General features: G+C 42.3%; 16 protein-coding genes. 10 read left to right on the forward strand and 6 right to left on the reverse strand.

Going from position 1 to position 18,777, the window contains the following annotated elements; all coding sequences use genetic code 11:
• Window positions 1–5 precede the first annotated feature (5 nt).
• Window positions 6–917: a CoB--CoM heterodisulfide reductase iron-sulfur subunit B family protein gene (locus IM676_RS17470; RefSeq protein ID WP_200988053.1), complete on the reverse strand. Its 912-nt coding sequence runs from the start codon at window positions 915–917 to the stop codon at window positions 6–8.
• Between the two features lie 239 nt (window positions 918–1,156).
• Here IM676_RS17470 and acpP point away from each other — a divergent pair, with 239 nt between their 5' ends.
• The 6 genes from acpP to IM676_RS17500 all read left to right on the forward strand — a co-directional run bounded on the left by acpP (window position 1,157) and on the right by IM676_RS17500 (window position 9,902).
• Window positions 1,157–1,408, forward strand: coding sequence for an acyl carrier protein (acpP, locus tag IM676_RS17475; RefSeq protein ID WP_200988054.1), 252 nt, complete (start codon window positions 1,157–1,159; stop codon window positions 1,406–1,408).
• Between the two features lie 156 nt (window positions 1,409–1,564).
• On the forward strand, window positions 1,565–2,815 hold the full coding sequence (gene fabF / locus IM676_RS17480) for a beta-ketoacyl-ACP synthase II (RefSeq protein WP_200988055.1): 1,251 nt from the start codon (window positions 1,565–1,567) through the stop codon (window positions 2,813–2,815).
• 320 nt (window positions 2,816–3,135) lie between these two features.
• Window positions 3,136–5,148: a transketolase gene (gene tkt / locus IM676_RS17485; RefSeq protein ID WP_200988056.1), complete on the forward strand. Its 2,013-nt coding sequence runs from the start codon at window positions 3,136–3,138 to the stop codon at window positions 5,146–5,148.
• Between the two features lie 142 nt (window positions 5,149–5,290).
• Window positions 5,291–5,584 carry a hypothetical protein gene (locus IM676_RS17490; RefSeq protein WP_200988057.1) on the forward strand — a complete coding sequence of 98 codons (294 nt, stop codon included), beginning with the start codon at window positions 5,291–5,293 and terminating at the stop codon, window positions 5,582–5,584.
• Window positions 5,585–6,425: 841 nt separating this feature from the next.
• Complete coding sequence (locus tag IM676_RS17495) at window positions 6,426–6,563, forward strand: hypothetical protein (RefSeq protein ID WP_200988058.1); 138 nt, start codon at window positions 6,426–6,428, stop codon at window positions 6,561–6,563.
• 294 nt (window positions 6,564–6,857) lie between these two features.
• On the forward strand, window positions 6,858–9,902 hold the full coding sequence (locus tag IM676_RS17500; protein ID WP_200988059.1) for a type ISP restriction/modification enzyme: 3,045 nt from the start codon (window positions 6,858–6,860) through the stop codon (window positions 9,900–9,902).
• Between the two features lie 158 nt (window positions 9,903–10,060).
• Here the strand turns inward: IM676_RS17500 and IM676_RS17505 are convergent, their stop codons facing one another.
• From IM676_RS17505 to IM676_RS17520, 4 genes are all read right to left on the reverse strand, one after another.
• On the reverse strand, window positions 10,061–10,654 hold the full coding sequence (locus IM676_RS17505; RefSeq protein WP_200988060.1) for a hypothetical protein: 594 nt from the start codon (window positions 10,652–10,654) through the stop codon (window positions 10,061–10,063).
• Between the two features lie 93 nt (window positions 10,655–10,747).
• Window positions 10,748–11,923 (reverse strand): 8-amino-7-oxononanoate synthase, encoded by a 1,176-nt coding sequence (gene bioF / locus IM676_RS17510; RefSeq protein WP_200988061.1) that lies wholly within the window; start codon window positions 11,921–11,923, stop codon window positions 10,748–10,750.
• A gap of 80 nt (window positions 11,924–12,003) precedes the next feature.
• Window positions 12,004–12,651, reverse strand: coding sequence for a Holliday junction branch migration protein RuvA (ruvA, locus tag IM676_RS17515; protein ID WP_200988062.1), 648 nt, complete (start codon window positions 12,649–12,651; stop codon window positions 12,004–12,006).
• Entirely contained in the window at window positions 12,648–13,397 is a 750-nt protein-coding gene (locus tag IM676_RS17520; RefSeq protein WP_200988063.1) for a sucrose-phosphate phosphatase, read from the reverse strand. The genes ruvA and IM676_RS17520 overlap by 4 nt, the downstream gene beginning before the upstream one ends.
• Window positions 13,398–13,950: 553 nt before the next feature.
• On the opposite strand from IM676_RS17520, the gene recA reads away from it, so the two are divergent.
• Both recA and IM676_RS17530 read left to right on the forward strand, forming a co-directional pair.
• Window positions 13,951–15,027: a recombinase RecA gene (recA, locus tag IM676_RS17525; protein WP_200988064.1), complete on the forward strand. Its 1,077-nt coding sequence runs from the start codon at window positions 13,951–13,953 to the stop codon at window positions 15,025–15,027.
• Window positions 15,028–15,192: 165 nt separating this feature from the next.
• On the forward strand, window positions 15,193–16,701 hold the full coding sequence (locus IM676_RS17530) for a UbiD family decarboxylase (protein ID WP_200988065.1): 1,509 nt from the start codon (window positions 15,193–15,195) through the stop codon (window positions 16,699–16,701).
• A 77-nt stretch (window positions 16,702–16,778) separates the two neighbouring features.
• Here IM676_RS17530 and IM676_RS17535 read toward each other — a convergent pair whose 3' ends face one another.
• Complete coding sequence (locus IM676_RS17535) at window positions 16,779–16,931, reverse strand: nicotinate phosphoribosyltransferase (protein WP_200988066.1); 153 nt, start codon at window positions 16,929–16,931, stop codon at window positions 16,779–16,781.
• A gap of 456 nt (window positions 16,932–17,387) precedes the next feature.
• Between IM676_RS17535 and IM676_RS17540 the strand changes: the two genes are divergently transcribed.
• Entirely contained in the window at window positions 17,388–17,987 is a 600-nt protein-coding gene (locus IM676_RS17540; protein ID WP_200988067.1) for a nicotinate-nucleotide adenylyltransferase, read from the forward strand.
• Window positions 17,948–18,694, forward strand: coding sequence for an NUDIX hydrolase (locus IM676_RS17545; RefSeq protein WP_200988068.1), 747 nt, complete (start codon window positions 17,948–17,950; stop codon window positions 18,692–18,694). The genes IM676_RS17540 and IM676_RS17545 overlap by 40 nt, the downstream gene beginning before the upstream one ends.
• Window positions 18,695–18,777: the final 83 nt, after the last annotated feature.

Here is an 18,777-nt window from a genome sequence, read left to right on the forward strand (position 1 = left end):
AATGACTAGCTAATCCCTAATTTTTCTAAAATTGGCTTTGTAGAAACAATATGACGATCTAAACCTAGTTCCTTGGGGCTAACTCCCAAAGCCAAAGCAATCAACTGAGGTAAGTGCAACACAGGTAAACCTAATCGTTTGTTAATTACCTTTTCCACCTCTGGCTGACGGGAATCTAAATTCAGATGACACAAAGGACAAGGAGTGACTATACAATCAGCCCCATTTTCTAGGGCTTCTTGAATGTGCATCCCCGCCATCTTAAAAGATTCCGTGGTGGCGTAGCTAGCAAGAGGCCAGCCGCAGCATTGGGTACGACCGCGGTAATAAACGGGTGTTGCACCTACCGCCCGAAATAAATTTTCCATACCTTCGGGGCGGAAGGGGTCATCATAGGGCATATGTTTTTGGGCGCGCAGGAGATAACAGCCATAAAAAGCAGCACAGTTTAATCCGGTTAACTGATGAGTGACTCGTTGACTAATTGCTTCTAAACCATAATCGGCAATCAGAGCATAGAGAATATGTTTAACTTCGGTAGTACCGCGATAAGGTAAACAGCCTTGTTGATGGAGCAAGCCATTAACTTGTTCTAGGTAAGTAGGGTTGTGTGTTTGGCATTCCTTGAGGTTTTCATTCACATGACCGATGACCCCCTGACAAGTGCTGCAATGGGTAAGTAAGGGTAAATTTAACTCTTCTGCTAAAGCTATATTGCGGGCGTTGACAGTATCTTCTAGTAATTGGGAATCTTCTTTAAATGTACCGGAACCGCAGCAAGCGGCTTTTTTGAGTGTGATCAGTTCAATACCCAATGCTTGGGTTAAAGCTTGAGTAGATAAGTCAAGCTCTCTACAAGCGCCTTGGGCGACACAGCCAGGGTAATAGGCATATTTGAGGGTGGAAGAAGATAGCATAATAAATATGTTTGGATGTTTGAATGTTTGGATAAGGGCAGTTATCCCTGATAATAACTTTAGAAAAGTGGGGATTTAGTGGCGTTGGGGTAAATAGGTTTGTGGATTAGTTGAGATGTTATGGAGGAAAAGCCTTTGGTAGTATACGGGCGTTCCCTCTTTCCGATAAGATGTATATGCTCAAAAGCACATTGCCTATAAAGAGCGCATAATAGCAACCGGTCAAGGAATTTGATTGTATGAGTGAAACAGACATTTTTGAAAAGGTCAAGAAAATTGTTGTGGAGCAACTAAGTGTTGAAGAACACAAAGTTAACCCAGGAGCTAGTTTTGCTGATGATCTGGGGGCTGATTCCCTAGATACGGTAGAATTGGTGATGGCATTGGAAGAAGAATTTGATATCGAAATTCCCGATGAGGCCGCCGAAAAAATTACTACCATCCAACAGGCAGTAGATTACATTAAAGGAAAATCTGCTGCATCGGCTTAAATAGCCATTGGGAATTGGGTACTGGGCCTTGAGTAGTGGTAATAATTGGATATACAGTAAAACTTGTGAATTAACTATCATCAGATTTATGACCATAGCTGCTTCCCAGTACCGAGTCCCTATTTTTGCAGCTTTCTCGCGACTTTTAACTGAGAAATGACAGATTATAAACGTAACCGTGTTGTTGTAACTGGTGTTGGCGCGATTACACCTATTGGTAATACACCAGATGAATATTGGGAAGGATTGTTAAGCGGACGGAATGGCATTGACAAGATAACATTTTTTGATGCTTCTAGCCATGATTGTCGCATTGCTGGTGAAGTGAAAAACTTCGATCCTCTTGCTTATATGGATCGTAAAGAAGCCAAGCGGATGGATCGGTTTTCCCAATTTGGGGTATCGGCTGCTAAACAAGCTGTATCTGATGCTAAGTTGGTGATTAATGAACTGAATTCCCACCAGGTGGGGGTGATAATTGGCTCCGGGGTTGGTGGGTTGAAGGTGATGGAAGACCAGCAAACAATCTACCTCAACCGTGGACCAGATCGCTGTAGTCCCTTCATGATTCCCATGATGATCGCCAATATGGCGGCGGGATTAACGGCGATTCACACCGGCGCTCAAGGTCCTAATTCCTGCTCTGTGACCGCCTGCGCGGCGGGTTCTAATGCCATTGGTGATGCTTTTCGCCTGATTCAAAATGGTTATGCTCAGGCGATGATTTGCGGGGGGTGTGAGTCGGCGATTACTCCTCTGGGGGTGGCTGGATTTGCCGCTGCTCGGGCTCTTTCCACTCGCAATGATGACCCAGCTCATGCTTGTCGTCCTTTCGATCGCGATCGCGATGGCTTTGTTATGGGTGAAGGCGGGGGGATTCTGATTCTAGAATCCCTAGAACACGCATTAAGTCGTGGTGCTCGCATTTATGCGGAAATGGTGGGCTATGGGATGACCTGTGACGCTTACCACATGACCGCCCCAGTCCCAGGAGGAAAGGGCGCTGCTAGGGCTATGGAATTGGCTCTCAAAGATGGTGGACTCACCCCAGACATGGTTAGCTATATTAATGCCCATGGTACTAGTACCCCCGCTAATGATTCTACAGAAACCGCAGCGATGAAAGCGGCTCTGGGCGAGCATATCTATAAAGTGGCTGTCAGTTCCACTAAGTCCATGACCGGTCATCTTTTGGGTGGTTCGGGAGGTATTGAAGCAGTAGCGACGGTGTTGGCGATCGCTCATGACCAAATTCCCCCGACGATCAATTTAGAAAACCCCGACCCGGAGTGTGACCTAGATTATGTCCCTCATCACAGCCGCGCTCAAAAGGTCGAGGTCGCACTATCTAACTCTTTTGGCTTCGGTGGTCATAATGTCACCCTGGCCTTTAAGAAATATGTCTAAAATTATCCAGTTTGCCCTTTTTGGTCTCTCCTGAGTTAATTTTGTGAAAAAGAGTATCACAAATATCCTTGATTCCCCCATCAAGGGTTCAGCATGACCCAATGATGGGAGTGATTTATCAGTAGAATCTCAGCAGATCCCGCTTGTCCATCAACTATAGGGAATGGGATGATCAACATACTGTGGGACAATAGACATGAATGCTCAGTTAACAGGTTCAAGCCATAATATTGCTCACCTAGAACTGTTAACTGTTTACATTCACCACAGGAACAAAAGAACTTCCAAGAATGCTAACCCGTCGTTAAAAATCAGAAATTATGGCTGTTGCAACCCAATCCCTCGAAGAACTTTGTATTAACTCTATTCGCTTTTTGGCGGTTGATGCCGTTGAAAAAGCTAAATCAGGACACCCAGGACTACCCATGGGCGCGGCTCCTATGGCTTTTGTCCTCTGGGACCGCTTTATGCGATTTAACCCCAAAAATCCTCAGTGGTTCAACCGCGATCGCTTTATCTTGTCTGCTGGTCATGGCTCCATGTTGCAATATGCCCTGCTTTACCTGACAGGCTATGATAGTGTCAGTATTGAGGATATTAAGCAATTTCGTCAATGGGGGTCTAAGACCCCAGGCCACCCAGAAAATTTTGAAACCCCTGGGGTAGAAGTCACCACCGGTCCCCTAGGTCAAGGAATTGCCAATGGTGTGGGTTTGGCGATCGCCGAAGCTCATTTAGCTGCTAAATTCAATAAACCAGATGCCAAAATTGTTGACCACTATACCTATGTAATTTTAGGTGATGGTTGCAACATGGAAGGTGTATCTGGTGAGGCGGCTTCCTTTGCGGGTCACTTGGGCTTAGGCAAACTGATTGCATTGTATGACGACAACCACATCTCTATCGATGGTTCTACTGATGTAGCCTTCACAGAAGATGTATCAAAACGCTTTGAATCCTACGGTTGGCACGTCCTCCATGTGGAAAATGGTAATACAGATTTAGAAGCTATTGCCCAAGCAATTGCCGCAGCTAAAGCTGTCACCGACAAGCCCACCATGATTAAGGTAACCACCACCATCGGTTATGGTTCCCCCAACAAGGCTAATACTGCTGGTATTCACGGTGCCGCTTTGGGTGGAGATGAGGTAGCATTAACTCGGAAGAATTTGGGTTGGGAACACGAACCTTTTATAATTCCTGAAGATGTTCTTAACCACACACGCAAAGCTGTAGAACGTGGCGCAGGTTACGAAGCTGAGTGGAGTAAGACATTTGCTGATTACAAGGCTAAATATCCCCAAGAAGCGGCAGAGTTTGAACGTTACCTCAATGGTACACTGCCAGACGGTTGGGAGCAAGTATTGCCTACCTACACCCCCGCAGATAAAGGACTACCTACCCGTAAACACTCGGAAACTTGCCTCAATAAATTGTCAGCGGTTTTACCTGAGTTGATTGGTGGTTCTGCGGATTTGACCCACTCCAACTTAACTGAACTCAAGGGTAAGGGAGACTTCCAAAAAGGCGCATACCAAAACCCCAACATTCACTTTGGTGTTCGGGAACACGCTATGGGAGCAATTTGTAATGGTATAGCTCTTCATGGTTCGGGATTAATTCCCTACGGTGCTACCTTCTTGATTTTCACAGACTATATGCGGGCGGCGATCCGTTTATCTGCTCTGTCTCAAGCTGGAGCAATTTGGGTGATGACTCACGACTCCATTGGTCAAGGTGAAGATGGCCCCACACACCAACCTATAGAAACTCTGGCTTCCCTGCGTGCTATTCCCAACCTGACTGTATTTCGTCCCGCAGACGGTAACGAATGCTCTGGCGCTTACAAGGTGGCGATTGAAAGAGCCAAGCAGAATGATCCGACTCTGCTAGCTTTCACCCGTCAGAATGTTCCTAACTTGGCAGGTACTTCAGTTGAGAATGTGGCTAAGGGTGGATATACAGTAGTAGACTGTGAAGGTACACCAGATATTATCTTGATTGGTACTGGTTCTGAATTGAGTCTGTGTGTAACCGCGGCTGAGAAACTCACCGCAGAAGGTAAGAAAGTCCGCGTTGTTTCTATGCCTTCAACCGATTTGTTTGATGAGCAAGATGCAGCTTATAAGGAGTCTGTTCTACCTAAAGCTGTAACTAAGCGTTTATCTGTAGAAGCTGCTGCTAGTTTCGGTTGGCATAAATACGTCGGTAGTGAAGGTGATACCGTGAGTATTGACCGCTTTGGCGCTTCCGCTCCCGGTGGTGTTTGTATGGAGAAGTTTGGCTTTAGCGTTGATAACGTATTGGCTAAGGCTAAGGCTTTATTGGGTTAATCAATATTATTTCAGCTTTTTTGGGTAGGCTCAAGGGTCTACCCTTTTTTTTAACTCCAAGGGGTGCGGAAGTGAACCCACAGGTAACGCCCAGAGGATTTAATTATAATTGAGATCATCAGTTGATTTATGCAGAGGAATTATGCAGGAAGTTTTCAATTATGATCAGGAGCTACATAACCGGATATCTCCCATTGTGGAGAAGTTGATGCGGGGGAATAGTTTGTATCAAGTTAAGTTAAATAAACGTGAGATGATTGCAATGTTAGTGGATTTATTTGGACAGTTTTCACCAGAAGAAATGAGAGAAATTCACGAGGATGAATTGGTGAGAAGAATAGATAAAATTCTTGTATTAGAAGCTGTTTCGGGTACATTAAATGATTTATCACCTGAGGAAATAGCAATTTTTGATGCAGTAGTAGCAGGTCAGTAAATCAGTGAATTATTTATTAGATTCAAATATTGAATCTTAGAGGATGTTTGGAAAGTATTAAACAGGTAATTTTTATATTAGGGAACAGGGAACAGGGAACAGGGAACAGGGAATGAGGAATGAGGAATGAGGAATGAGGAATGGGGAATGAGGAATGGGTAACACACCGAACACACCAAAACAATAAAATCCAGTCCCATCCCCTTACAAGGGGAGGGTTAGGGTGGGGTCAAACAATAGTTGATACAGTAATCATGACTTATCAAACATCCTCTTATATTTTAAAGAAAAATGCAACTGTAGATCATAAATTGCGGAGGGTGGGGTCAAATAATATTCGATACACTAATCATGACTTTCCAAACATCTTCTCAGAACCTGAAATATAGTTATCAAGTTTAGCCAGAGAATAAATTCTCTGTCTGATACCTAAAGTCAGTTGAAACTGACTAAATTACTTGCTAACCATATTCAAATCTAGTCGGATTTATCCGACTTTAGCTATCAGACGGGGGTTTTGAACCCCCGGATCTATATCTCACACAGATTCCATTCAAATGGTGTCCCCAGGGAGTGGGGCGTTCTTTTAAAAACGAACAGTTCGTTTCAGGTCTGTATGTCGTTTCCATTCGATTGATGTCCCCAGCGAGTGGGGACCCCTCTATTTTAAACACTTACTCAGTAAGAAGTCTAGAGGCACTTTCCGAGGTTCAAGAAACTTAACGGCTGAAATGGACTTTAGCATACTAGTAAAACTCCTGAAACCCTTATACACCAAGCAACCGAGGTTCAGAACCAAAAAATTAGGCTTTCAGGGATTTTGATTGAACTTCCGTAATAGTTGACTGGTGCATTGAAGGCGCACCTAGGCGATCGCCTAATCGGTGCTGCTAAATGCGATAGCGAAGCGCTGCTGCAAGCAGATCGCCACCCAGAACCGGGGGTGAGAAACCCCCGTCTAATAGCGAAAGTCAGATAAATATGACTAGAAAATCATGTATGTGATCATAGTCTAGACCGCCAATAAACCTTTGCGTACCTTTGCGCCAACCTTTGCGCCCCTTTGCGTTTAACAACAGATAGTAGATATAAACGAATAGATCACAGATCAGATGGGGGGTTTTATCTCTACCCTAAGATAGATGACAAACTTACACTTATTCCAACTTGAAGTTATTTACACTTGTATAAATTTTAATAAACTGTCTGCTAAATTACTAACAGCGATCGCCTATATTTAAATTTCTGCCCTTGTATATTCCCTAGTTTCCCCATGTCCAGACTTTTGATTAGTCAGTACCAAGCAGAAGTAGCCAAAATTATTCAGTTTGGCGGTTCCCGTAAAGAAACTTCTATTCGCGTGGCTTTTCAAAACCTCTTGAATGAATATTGCAAACCCAGAGACTTTCTACTAATTCCCGAATTGGATTTTAAATTACCTAATGGTAAACTAGTTTATCCCGATGGCACCGTTAAAGATGCCTTGCGATTAGATTGGGGTTACTGGGAAAGTAAAGACCAATATGATAACTTAGACGAAGAAATAGACAAAAAGTTAAATAAAGGCTATCCTAGTAGTAACATCCTCTTTGAAGATTCCCAAACTGCGGTTTTAATTCAAAACGCCACAGAAACCCAGCGGGTATCGATGAAAGATGCTGAAGCTCTAGATGCACTAATTACCAACTTTATTAATTATGTCAGACCGGAGGTTAGAGATTTTCGGTCAGCTATAGATAGTTTTAGGCAAGATTTACCCACTATCTTAGATTATCTCAGAGATTTGATTGATAGTCAAGGGGAAACTAACAGTAAATTTGAAACAGCAAGGAATAAGTTTTGGTCAATCTGTCAGGAGTCCATTAACCCAGAAATCAGTTTAGTTGATATTCGGGAAATGATGATTCAGCACATCCTCACAGAGGATATTTTTCTCAATATTTTTAACGAATCTCAGTTTCACACAGAAAACAATGTCGCACGGGAGTTACAAGGGGTAATTGCTACCTTCTTTACTGGAAGTGTGAAGCGTAATGCTTTAGGGAGTATTGAAAGATATTATGCAGTCATTCGACGCACTGCGGCTAATATTGCTAATCATCAGGAAAAACAGAGATTTCTCAAGTCTTTGTATGAGAACTTTTATAAAGCTTATAACCCCAAAGCAGCGGACAGGTTGGGAATTGTCTATACTCCTAACGAGATTGTCCGGTTTATGATTGAAAGCACCGACTTTTTAGTACATAAACATTTTGGAAAGTTGTTAGCTGATAGGGATGTAGAGATTTTAGACCCAGCGACGGGTACGGGAACCTTTGTGACTGAGTTGATTGATTATTTACCTGCTCATTGCTTAGAGTACAAGTATAAGCATGAGATCCACTGTAATGAGGTGGCGATTTTACCTTATTATATTGCGAATTTGAATATTGAGTACACCTATAAGCAGAAGATGGGGGTGTATGAGGAGTTTGAAAATATCTGTTTTGTGGATACTTTAGATAATACCCTGTTTGTGGGTAAGCAGATGGATTTGTTTGCGATGAGTGTGGAGAATACAGCGAGGATTAAAAGACAGAATGATAGAACTATTTCGGTGATTATTGGCAATCCTCCTTATAATGCTAAACAGGAGAATTTTAATGATGATAATGCTAATCGGGGTTATGAGGCCATAGATAGGTTAATTAAGGGAAGTTACGTTAAATATAGTCAAGCTCAAAATAATATTGTCCTCTATGATATGTATACCCGGTTTATTAGATGGGCGTCTGATAGGTTGGGTAATAATGGGATTATTGCTTTTGTTTGTAACAGTTCTTTTATTGATAGTATTACATTTGATGGTTTCAGAAAGTCTGTCAGTGATGATTTTAATTACATTTACGTTATAGATTTACATGGGGATGTCAGGAAAAATCCCAAACTTTCAGGGACTACACATAATGTTTTTGGGATTCAAACTGGTGTAGCTATTATGTTGATGGTGAAAAAACCAGATACTGATTTCAATAGATGTCAAATATTTTATCTTCGTCGTCCCGAATTTGAAACAGCAGGTGAGAAGTTAGGATTTTTATCTAATACCAAGTTTAATCAAATTCCTTTTGAGCATATTACACCGGATAAAAAGTATAACTGGATAAATCAAACTGATAATGATTTTGATAGTCTTTTACCTGTGGTTGATAAGGGTGTGAAAGCAGGTAAAGGAGAAGAAGCTGTATTTAAGTTGTTTTCTAGGGGTGTAGAAACTACAAGAGATGAATGGGTTTATGATTTGAATCAATCAGATTTAATCAAGAAAATGAAAAACATGATTGAAGTGTATAACTCTTGTGTTGCTTCAAAAAATATAGATAATTATATTAAATGGAGTTCTTCACTAATAAGTTATTTCAATAATGGTATAAAAGTTATTTTTAATCGAGAGTTGATCAAGTTGTCTTTATATAGACCATATTTTAAGCTATATCATTACACAGAAAAAATATTTAATCATAGACTGACTCAAAATCACTATGAGATGTTTTCACAAAATTTAAATGGTCAGAATAAGGTTATAGCTTTCTCAGCTATTGGTTCAAGTAAATATTTTCACTGTCTTAGTTCTAATGTACTAATTGATTTACACCTAACAGGTGATTCTCAATGTCTCCCCCTGTACCGCTACGACCAAGAAGGAAACCGCACAGATAACATCACCGACTGGGGACTAGAACAAATTCACACCCATTACCAAGACACAACAATTACTAAAATAGATATCTTCCACTACACCTATGGGGTGCTACATAACCCAGAGTACCGCCAAAAATACGAACTCAACCTAAAACGGGACTTCCCCCGGTTACCTTTATATGACAAATTTCCCCAATGGGTGGACTGGGGAAAACAACTGATGGATTTACATATCAACTATGAAACCGTCACACCCTACAAACTCAGTCGGGTTGATATTCCTTTAAAGGGTAACCAAACCACACCCAAGGCGAAGTTAAAGGCTGATAAAACCCAGGGAAGTATTATCTTAGATGATGTGACCACATTACAAGGTGTACCTAGTATAGCATGGGAATATATGCTGGGCAATCGTTGCGCCTTGGAGTGGATTTTAGATCAATATAAGGAGAAGAAACCCAAAGACCCCACCATTGCAGAAAAATTCAACACTTACCGGTTTGCAGACTATAAAGAACAGGTCATAGATTTATTAATGCGGGTGTGTAGTGTAAGTGTGGAAACCATGAATATAGTTAATCAGATGTCTTCCCCTGACCAGAAAGGCGATCGCCCTGGGTTGAAAAATTCCGTTTGATGCTACACGGGGAGACGGGGGTTAGAAACCACCCTCTCAAAGCCATAGAAAATAAACCTTTGCGTACCTTTGCGCCAACCTTTGCGCCCCTTTGCGTTTAACAACAGATATAGTCGCCACCCAGGGAGGCCTTACAAACCCCCGTCTCCAAACTCCTATTACCACTTCCGGGGTTGAAAATCCGGCTCATTTAAAATCACCACATCATCACCGCACAGACCCAAGACAAATAAACCTTGACCATAAGCATAATCCCGTACCTCATTAGTAACCACCATCCCCGCCACTGCACCCATAGCCTGTACATCTCTATACCGAGGCATAAGGCGCTTAAACTTTTCTAACCGCTGTAAATGCTTATCCACATCGGCTTGATTGGGTTTACTCTTCACCTCAATTAACACCGCTTCGGTATCATTTACTACTAATAAATCAATTTCCAAACCCTCATCCCCTCGTTGCGTAGACAACCCTGGGTGAAGTTCATGGACATCAATACCCCGTTCTCGAAACAATCTTACTGCAGCAGGGCGTACTTGCCATTCTACAAACTCCCCTAGGCGATTACCTAATTTACCCAGTTGTTGACTTACCTGTTTAATCTGCTTATCAGTTGCTTGAGCTTGTTGTTTAAGAAACCGCTCAGTTTCTTGAAAACGGTGTTCTGTTTCTTGAAAGCGGCGCTCTGTTTCCTTTTGAGCTACAATCAACTCCCCTAATAAGCGCCAAACATCATCAGGTGTGTAAGTCATGGTTGATTCGAGAGGGTATAGCACTATGATAATACCTGAAGCGATCGCTCTGGGTTGAAAAATTCCGTTGGATGCTACACGGGGAGAAGGGGGTTAGAAACCTGCGGATATTCTCATTAAAACAGAAACTAATTTTTCTATATGTTCTAATTCATGACTGGCCATGAGGGATATTCTGATGCGACTGGTGGGAACCGTGGGGGGACGAATTGCGGGCGCAAAAATACCTTGGCTTTTTAACTGTTGACCAACCCTCAAGGCTACAGCTGCACTAGGTAACTGTATACATATGATAGCCGATGCTGTGGGTAGTATTTTTAGGTGTGGTAATTTTGCGGAGAGTAAATGTTTTAAATAGTCTACATTCCGCCACAGTTGCGCCAGGCGTTGGGGTTCTTGTTGGACTATTGCAATGGCTGCTAAGGCTGCAGCGGTGTCTGGGGGTGAAAGGGCTGTGGTATAAATCCAAGTAGGGGCGCGATTGCGTAAGTAGTCAATGAGGGTGGCGCTTCCGGCGACATACCCGCCTAAACTTCCCAGGGCTTTGCTTAATGTGCCAATTTGAATGACATTTCTACCTGTACAGTTAAAGTGTTCCATGCACCCAGCGCCGGTTTTCCCTAGTACTGCCGTACTATGGGCTTCGTCTACTAGGAGCATAGAGTTAAACTGCTCTCCTATATCTAATAATTCTGGTAAAGGACATAAATCACCATCCATACTAAAGACGCTATCGGTGATAATCAAACAGCGACGGTAGTTGGGGCGGTGTTGAATTAATTGGGTTTTTAAGGCTGTAATGTCACAGTGGGGATATTCTTTGAAGTCTGCACCGCTGAGAATTGCCCCATTTTTCAAACTGGAATGATTATACTGGTCTGATAAGATTAAATCACGTTTACCTACTACAGCGGCGATCGCACCTAAATTCGCTAGATAGCCAGAACTGAATAATAGTGCGTCTTCTGTTTGTTTCCAACAGGCGATCGCCGTTTCTAATTCTCTGTGTATTTCCCTATGTCCACTGAGTAACCGGGAACCAGTGGAACCAGTCCCCCATTGTTGCACCGCAGTAATGGCGGCTTGGCTCAAGCGTTCATCCCCAGCCAAGCCCAAGTAGTCATTACTAGCAAAATTAATCACCTCTTCCCCCCCTAACAGCACAGTTGCACCGGGGCGACCCTGGATGGTTTGCACTGAACGATACCAGTTAGCCTTGTGAATAGTGGCTAAAGATGATTCTATCCAGTTGTAAGGGTCTGGAGACATAAATACAGATGACGGATAACTTACTTAACTCCCCTCCCCGTGGAGGGGGAGGGGTTGGGGGATGGGGTGGGCAAATTATATCATAACTGGTGACTGATTGCCTCACTGCTACTCAGATAGGCGATCGCTTGTTTAATCCAGTCCTCTACATAAGCATCTTTTGTCAGTCCAATATCTTCACTGACTACGTGTAAAGCGTGACTAACTTCCTGGGGGGTATATCCCAAGGCGAAAAGAGTCATTTGCACATCTTTTAAAATTCGTGCTGGTGGTCCACCGGTGGCGACAAAAAACCCTGCTGATTTACGCCACTCAATTAACTTGGCTTTCAATTCTAAACAGATGCGTTCTGCAGTTCTTTTACCCACTCCGGGGGTTTGAATTAACATTTCGATATTAGCAGCGACAATCGCTTGTACTAACTCTGGTAATTCTAAAGTGTCCAACATGGCGATCGCCAAAGCTGTACCGATACCGCTGACACTAATCAAATGGCGGAACAAGTCACGTTCTGCGGCCGAACCAAAGCCATAGAGAAACGGTACTTCATCCCGAATCTGCATATGGGTAAAGATTTGTGTCACTACTCCCGCATCGGGTAACTGCTTTGCTAGGCGTTGGGTAATTTGCAAATCATACCCCAAACCATTAACCTCAAGAGTCAAGATGACCCGACTTGTTCCCACTGTTTGCACACTAGCGACAATCCCTTTAAGATAGCTAATCATTGTAAGAACCTAAAATACTTTAACCCTTCGAGAATTCCACCTGCACAAGTGTTTTGTGCTAAATAACGATATTCAGCGGGATATGCTTTGTACCATTGGAGTAACTCCCCTCGCGCATTCCCGACGATAATTCCCCTTTCTTCACCTACAGCAAATAAGGCAATATCATTACCTGAATCGCCACAAACAACTGTTCTTTCGGCTGCAAAGTTCCACTTTTGACGGAGAAACTGCATGGCTTGACCTTTGTCGCTACTAAAAGGCACAATGTCAAGGTCAATGCCACTACTATAGATTAACTTAATATTTAATTTAGAATTAACCAACTCTGCCTCTAGTTGAGGTAGGATAGTGGTAGCAAATTCTTCCTGGAGGAAGCAGCTGACCTTAAAAGCCCGTTGTTCTGAGTCCGGTTGTAGTACCAACTCAGGAAAAGATTTGACAATATCTAATACTATTTGGCGGTCCCACCCAGCACAGAGAATTTCTGACCAACCCCCATCCGGTGTATCCTGACCATGGAGATAGATTTCTGTGCCTACAGACAGAATTAAAGCATCCGGTTCCATGAGATTTTTGTCTTGCTGGAGTTCACGGTAAAGAATAGGCGATCGCCCTGTAGCATAAACTATCTTAGTACCATACTCTTGACGATGGTGTGTCAGTGATTGGGTCAGTACTGCTAAGGCGTTATCATCCCCCACAAAGGTATTATCTAGGTCGGTGACGAAAAGAAACGGTTTCATGATATTGATGTACCCTAAGTTAGTAGTTGCAAAAGTCCCTGGTTAAATTTTCCTCAAGTTCATTTAGTAAACAGCAAAGATGAATTCTTGACAATGGCTGGTCAGTTAGTTCCTGAGATTTCCACTCTGATATACTCCTACTGGTAGTTACTACAAGAACTTTGAGTTTTAACCGGAAAAACTCCCATGATCATGCATAACTCCAGTTCACTCCCCAGCCATAGGTGATTTGGGTACACCAATAGGGGGTAATACTTTCAGTACACGTGCCTAATGTGACAAAATGACAATTTTGAGGATGATTCTAGGATTGCTCAGGATGCCACAATGGCATAAATCCCCTAGAATTCTAAGTAATAATACATAGAAAAAAGTGTTTTAAAATATGTAGAATTACTCACCCCATTTGCAGGATATCAGGTTACTATGTGGACATCTTGATTATTTCCAGAAGTAAAACAGAATTTTCTGGTTAAAATAGTATATCTGTTCTAATGAAACGCCTATCCCCAGATACCTAAAATCAATATAATTTGTATATTTAGAGGCAATAATGGCTACCAAAACCAATAGTTCTGACAAAGAAAAAGCATTAAATATAGTACTCAACCAGATTGAGCGCAGCTTCGGTAAAGGAGCAATTATGCGCCTGGGTGATGCTACCAGGATGCGAGTAGAAACAATTTCTACAGGAGCCTTGACTTTGGATTTGGCGTTGGGTGGAGGTTTGCCGAAAGGACGGGTAATTGAAATTTACGGACCAGAAAGTTCCGGTAAAACTACCGTAGCACTACATGCGATCGCCGAAGTGCAAAAACAAGATGGTATTGCGGCCTTTGTTGATGCTGAACACGCCCTAGACCCGACTTATGCTGGGGCTTTGGGTGTAGATATTGAAAATTTGCTGGTATCTCAGCCAGATACTGGGGAATCTGCCTTAGAAATTGTGGATCAGCTGGTGCGCTCCGCCGCCGTTGATATTGTCGTCATTGACTCAGTAGCTGCACTAGTTCCTCGTGCGGAAATTGAAGGGGATATGGGTGATACCCACGTTGGTCTACAGGCACGGTTGATGAGCCAGGCTCTACGTAAGATTACAGGTAACATAAGTAAATCTGGCTGCACAGTTATCTTTATCAACCAGTTGCGGCAAAAAATCGGTATCACCTACGGTAGTCCAGAAACCACCACTGGCGGTAACGCCTTGAAATTTTATGCTTCCGTGCGTCTGGATATTCGCCGCATACAAACTTTAAAAAAAGGTAACGAAGAATTTGGCAACCGTGTCAAAGTTAAAGTCGCCAAAAATAAAGTAGCACCCCCCTTTAGAGTTGCAGAATTTGACATTATCTTTGGTAAAGGAGTTTCTACCTTGGGTTGTCTGGTGGACTTAGCAGAAGAAACAGGGGTGATCCTGCGCAAGGGAGCCTGGTACAGTTACAACGGTGAGAATATTTCCCAAGGTCGAGATAACGCTATCAAGTACCTGGAAGAAAAGCCGGAATTTGTTCAACAAATTAAAGACTTGGTACGTCAAAAGCTCGATATGGGGGCTGTTGTTTCTGCTAATTCAGTGTCCAAGGCTAATCAGGAAGAAGATGATGAGGATAAACTAGACGTAGAAGAATAATCATTCCACAGGTAGTCAGGACATCATCTTTGTGTCGAAGTTATTGTAGGTAATGGTGAGTTTTTGCTGATTTGCAACATGAGTGGGACAGCTTAGTTAAAGCTAATGATGAATAATAATAAGAGAACGCTTTGCATTTCTTAAATATTCACTTTTATTAGAACCATGGCCAGAGACTTACGGGGATTCATCAAAATTCTGGAAGAAAGAGGACAATTAAAGAGAATTTCCGCTTTAGTTGACCCAGAATTAGAAATTGCAGAAATTTCCAACCGGATGCTACAAAAAGGTGGGCCAGGGTTACTATTTGAGAACGTCAAAGGCGCATCGTTCCCGGTGGCGGTTAATTTGATGGGAACTGTGGAAAGGATATGCTGGGCAATGAATATGCAGCATCCAGAAGAGTTGGAAACTCTGGGGAGAAAGCTGGGTATGCTGCAACAACCGAAACCACCAAAAAAGATTTCCCAAGCTATAGACTTTGGGAAGGTGCTGTTTGATGTGGTCAAGGCAAAACCAGGGCGAGACTTTTTCCCTTCTTGTCAACAGGTGGTAGTTGCAGGGGAGGATTTAGATTTAAATAAGTTACCTTTAATACGTCCGTATGTAGGCGATGCTGGTAAGATTATCACCCTGGGATTGGTAATTACTAAGGACTGTGAAACAGGTACGCCCAATGTGGGTGTATATCGTCTGCAACTGCAATCTCACAATACGATGACTGTTCACTGGTTATCTGTGCGGGGTGGAGCCAGACATTTACGCAAGGCTGCTGAATGTGGTAAAAAGTTAGAAGTGGCGATCGCCCTGGGTGTAGACCCTTTGATTATTATGGCTGCTGCTACACCCATCCCCGTAGACTTATCGGAATGGTTATTTGCGGGACTGTACGGGGGTTCCGGTGTGACTTTAGCTAAATGTAAAACTGTAGATTTAGAAGTTCCCGCTGATTCAGAATTTGTTTTAGAAGGGACAATTACACCAGGGGAAGTATTACCAGATGGACCGTTTGGTGACCACATGGGTTATTACGGCGGTGTGGAAGATTCGCCTTTGATTCGCTTCCAATGTATGACCCACCGGAAAAACCCGATTTACTTAACCACATTTAGCGGTCGTCCCCCCAAAGAAGAAGCGATGATGGCGATCGCTCTCAATCGGATTTACACTCCCATTTTACGGCAACAGGTGTCAGAAATTGTCGATTTCTTCTTACCGATGGAGGCTTTAAGTTACAAAGCTGCGGTTATTTCCATTGACAAAGCATATCCGGGACAAGCGCGACGAGCTGCTTTAGCCTTTTGGAGTGCCTTACCCCAATTTACTTATACTAAATTTGTGATTGTGGTTGATAAAGATATCAATATTCGTGATCCGCGTCAAGTAGTATGGGCTATCAGTTCCAAAGTTGATCCCTCTAGGGATGTATTTATTTTGCCTAATACACCCTTTGATACCTTAGATTTTGCTAGTGAGAAAATTGGTTTAGGTGGACGCATGGGTATTGATGCGACTACGAAAATACCACCCGAAACAGACCACGAATGGGGCGCACCTTTGGAGTCAGACCCCAATATAGCTGCGATGGTAGATAGACGCTGGGCTGAGTATGGTTTAGCGAATTTAAAGTTAGGGGAGGTAGATCCCAATTTGTTCGGCTACGATATGCGGTAAAAAGTAGTACCCCCTCTTCCCTAGGGAGGAGGGGGATATCAGAATTGTCTGCTTGATTCAGTGTGGAATTTCCAGAACTACCAACCGTTGGCTGTTCTACGTCTATAGGGTTCCCCTGTAAATGGCTGTACACCAATCACCGGATAAGCATCGTCAGTAGGTGTAAAAATCCGCATCACGGCTTCAGAAACATACTGCATTATGCTAGCCAATCTGTTTGAAATCGCCATATGAGACTCCTTTGTGAGTCGCGTTGGTTGTGATTCATCTAATTTAGTGGTGATTTTCTCTACTAGATTAAAACTGCAACATATTGAAAATATGTGTAATCTTTATTTGGTTATCTTTGCAACAGTTTATATTTTGAGTCAGTGTTAATTATGTTAATATTTTAGTTTTTTAACAAAAAATTATCAGCAATTTTTGGTAAAAAATACTATTGTAATTAAGTTAAATAATGGCAATTTCGCAAATAAGCCCCATGGCAAAATTTAGGTTTAGCGGACTAATATAACTTTATGTCAGGGATGATTTGACATTATATATAGTAAAATCTACTATAACAAAGGTTAGGAAGTGGGAAAAATGCTCTAGTATGGTAACTGCTACGGAGGATTAGACTCTTCTAGAGTATTAATTATTTCTATTTAAATTCAAGTGATAGGTAAATTACCCAGAGGTAAAATATGAAAGTCGCTTTGTTTGGTACTAGTGCAGATCCGCCGACGGCTGGACATCAAAACATTCTCAGATGGTTATCTGAGGGTTATGATTGGGTAGCCGTTTGGGCGGCTGATAATCCTTTTAAGTGTCATCAAACACCTTTAGAACATCGGGCAACAATGCTGCAATTGTTGATTGCGGACATTGACACACAGCGGCGTAATATTGCTTTAGAACAGGATTTGAGTAGCTTCAGAACCCTGGAAACTGTGAAAAAAGCCCAGACTCGTTGGGGTGATGATACTGAGTTTACTTTGGTGATTGGCTCAGATTTATTACATCAGTTACCGCAATGGTATCGGATTGAAAACTTGTTGCAGCAAGTGCAGCTGCTAGTTGTACCTCGACCAGGATATGTGATAGATGAGTATAACTTGGAACCGGTGCAAAATCTCGGTGGTGAAATTGCCATCGCTAGCTTAACTGGTATAGATGTTTCTTCCACAGCCTATCGTGAACATGGAGATACCCAAGCTCTAACTCCCCCCATTGTCGATTATATTCACCAACAGCATTTGTACAAATGCCAGGACGCAACCCCAAAAAGATACCAACTCCGCTAAATCAAGAACCTTTGGCTGATTTTAAGGTTGGTGTTGATAATGTCATTTTTTCTGTAGATACCGCCCAAAATAGGCTGCTAGTGCTTTTAGTTATGCGACAGCAGGAACCATATTTAAACTCTTGGAGTCTTCCAGGTACTTTAGTACGTCGAGGAGAATCTTTAGAAGATGCTGCTTATCGGATTATGTCCGAGAAAATTAGAGTAAAGAATCTTTATTTAGAGCAATTATACACCTTTGGCGGACCCAATCGAGACCCCAGAGAAGCTACTGATGGTTATGATATACGTTATCTATCAGTAAGTTACTTTGCTCTGGTTAGGTTTGAAGAAGCAGAATTAATTGCCAATAAAGTCACGGGTATTGCTTGGTATCCAATTAAAGAAGTACCCCAATTAGCTTTTGATCATAATCAACTTTTGGCTTATGGACACAGACGTTTACGAAATAAGTTAGAGTATAGTCCCGTAGCTTTTGATGTTTTGCCAGCTAATTTTACCTTAAATGATTTATATCAATTATACACGGCAGTTTTAGGGGATAATTTCGCCGACTATTCTAATTTTCGGGCGCGTTTACTCAAGTTAGGCTTTTTATCCGATACGGGAATTAAATTATCACGGGGTGCTGGTCGTCCCGCCACTCTGTATAAGTTTGATCCAGAGGCTTTTGCTCCTTTTAAAGATAAACCTTTAGTGTTTATTTAGTGCGATTACCTCATATTTGTGCATCTGTGGGTAATTCATTATATGGTGTACCTCACACGGGAAATAATTGCTATATACCAATC

The organism is Anabaenopsis elenkinii CCIBt3563 (assembly GCF_015245355.1).
Taxonomy (GTDB): domain Bacteria; phylum Cyanobacteriota; class Cyanobacteriia; order Cyanobacteriales; family Nostocaceae; genus Anabaenopsis; species Anabaenopsis elenkinii.

Bases quoted from the DNA above. Each gene is read 5' to 3' on its own strand.
- recA (WP_200988064.1), top strand. From the start codon at position 13,951: ATGGCTACCAAAACCAATAGTTCTGACAAAGAAAAAGCATTAAATATA.
- IM676_RS17490 (WP_200988057.1), top strand. From the start codon at position 5,291: ATGCAGGAAGTTTTCAATTATGATCAGGAGCTACATAACCGGATATCT.
- IM676_RS17545 (WP_200988068.1), top strand. From the start codon at position 17,948: ATGCCAGGACGCAACCCCAAAAAGATACCAACTCCGCTAAATCAAGAA.
- IM676_RS17530 (WP_200988065.1), top strand. From the start codon at position 15,193: ATGGCCAGAGACTTACGGGGATTCATCAAAATTCTGGAAGAAAGAGGA.
- IM676_RS17500 (WP_200988059.1), top strand. From the start codon at position 6,858: ATGTCCAGACTTTTGATTAGTCAGTACCAAGCAGAAGTAGCCAAAATT.
- IM676_RS17520 (WP_200988063.1), bottom strand. From the start codon at position 13,397: ATGAAACCGTTTCTTTTCGTCACCGACCTAGATAATACCTTTGTGGGG.
- IM676_RS17540 (WP_200988067.1), top strand. From the start codon at position 17,388: ATGAAAGTCGCTTTGTTTGGTACTAGTGCAGATCCGCCGACGGCTGGA.
- acpP (WP_200988054.1), top strand. From the start codon at position 1,157: ATGAGTGAAACAGACATTTTTGAAAAGGTCAAGAAAATTGTTGTGGAG.
- IM676_RS17535 (WP_200988066.1), bottom strand. From the start codon at position 16,931: ATGGCGATTTCAAACAGATTGGCTAGCATAATGCAGTATGTTTCTGAA.
- IM676_RS17505 (WP_200988060.1), bottom strand. From the start codon at position 10,654: ATGACTTACACACCTGATGATGTTTGGCGCTTATTAGGGGAGTTGATT.
- ruvA (WP_200988062.1), bottom strand. From the start codon at position 12,651: ATGATTAGCTATCTTAAAGGGATTGTCGCTAGTGTGCAAACAGTGGGA.
- fabF (WP_200988055.1), top strand. From the start codon at position 1,565: ATGACAGATTATAAACGTAACCGTGTTGTTGTAACTGGTGTTGGCGCG.
- tkt (WP_200988056.1), top strand. From the start codon at position 3,136: ATGGCTGTTGCAACCCAATCCCTCGAAGAACTTTGTATTAACTCTATT.
- bioF (WP_200988061.1), bottom strand. From the start codon at position 11,923: ATGTCTCCAGACCCTTACAACTGGATAGAATCATCTTTAGCCACTATT.
- IM676_RS17470 (WP_200988053.1), bottom strand. From the start codon at position 917: ATGCTATCTTCTTCCACCCTCAAATATGCCTATTACCCTGGCTGTGTC.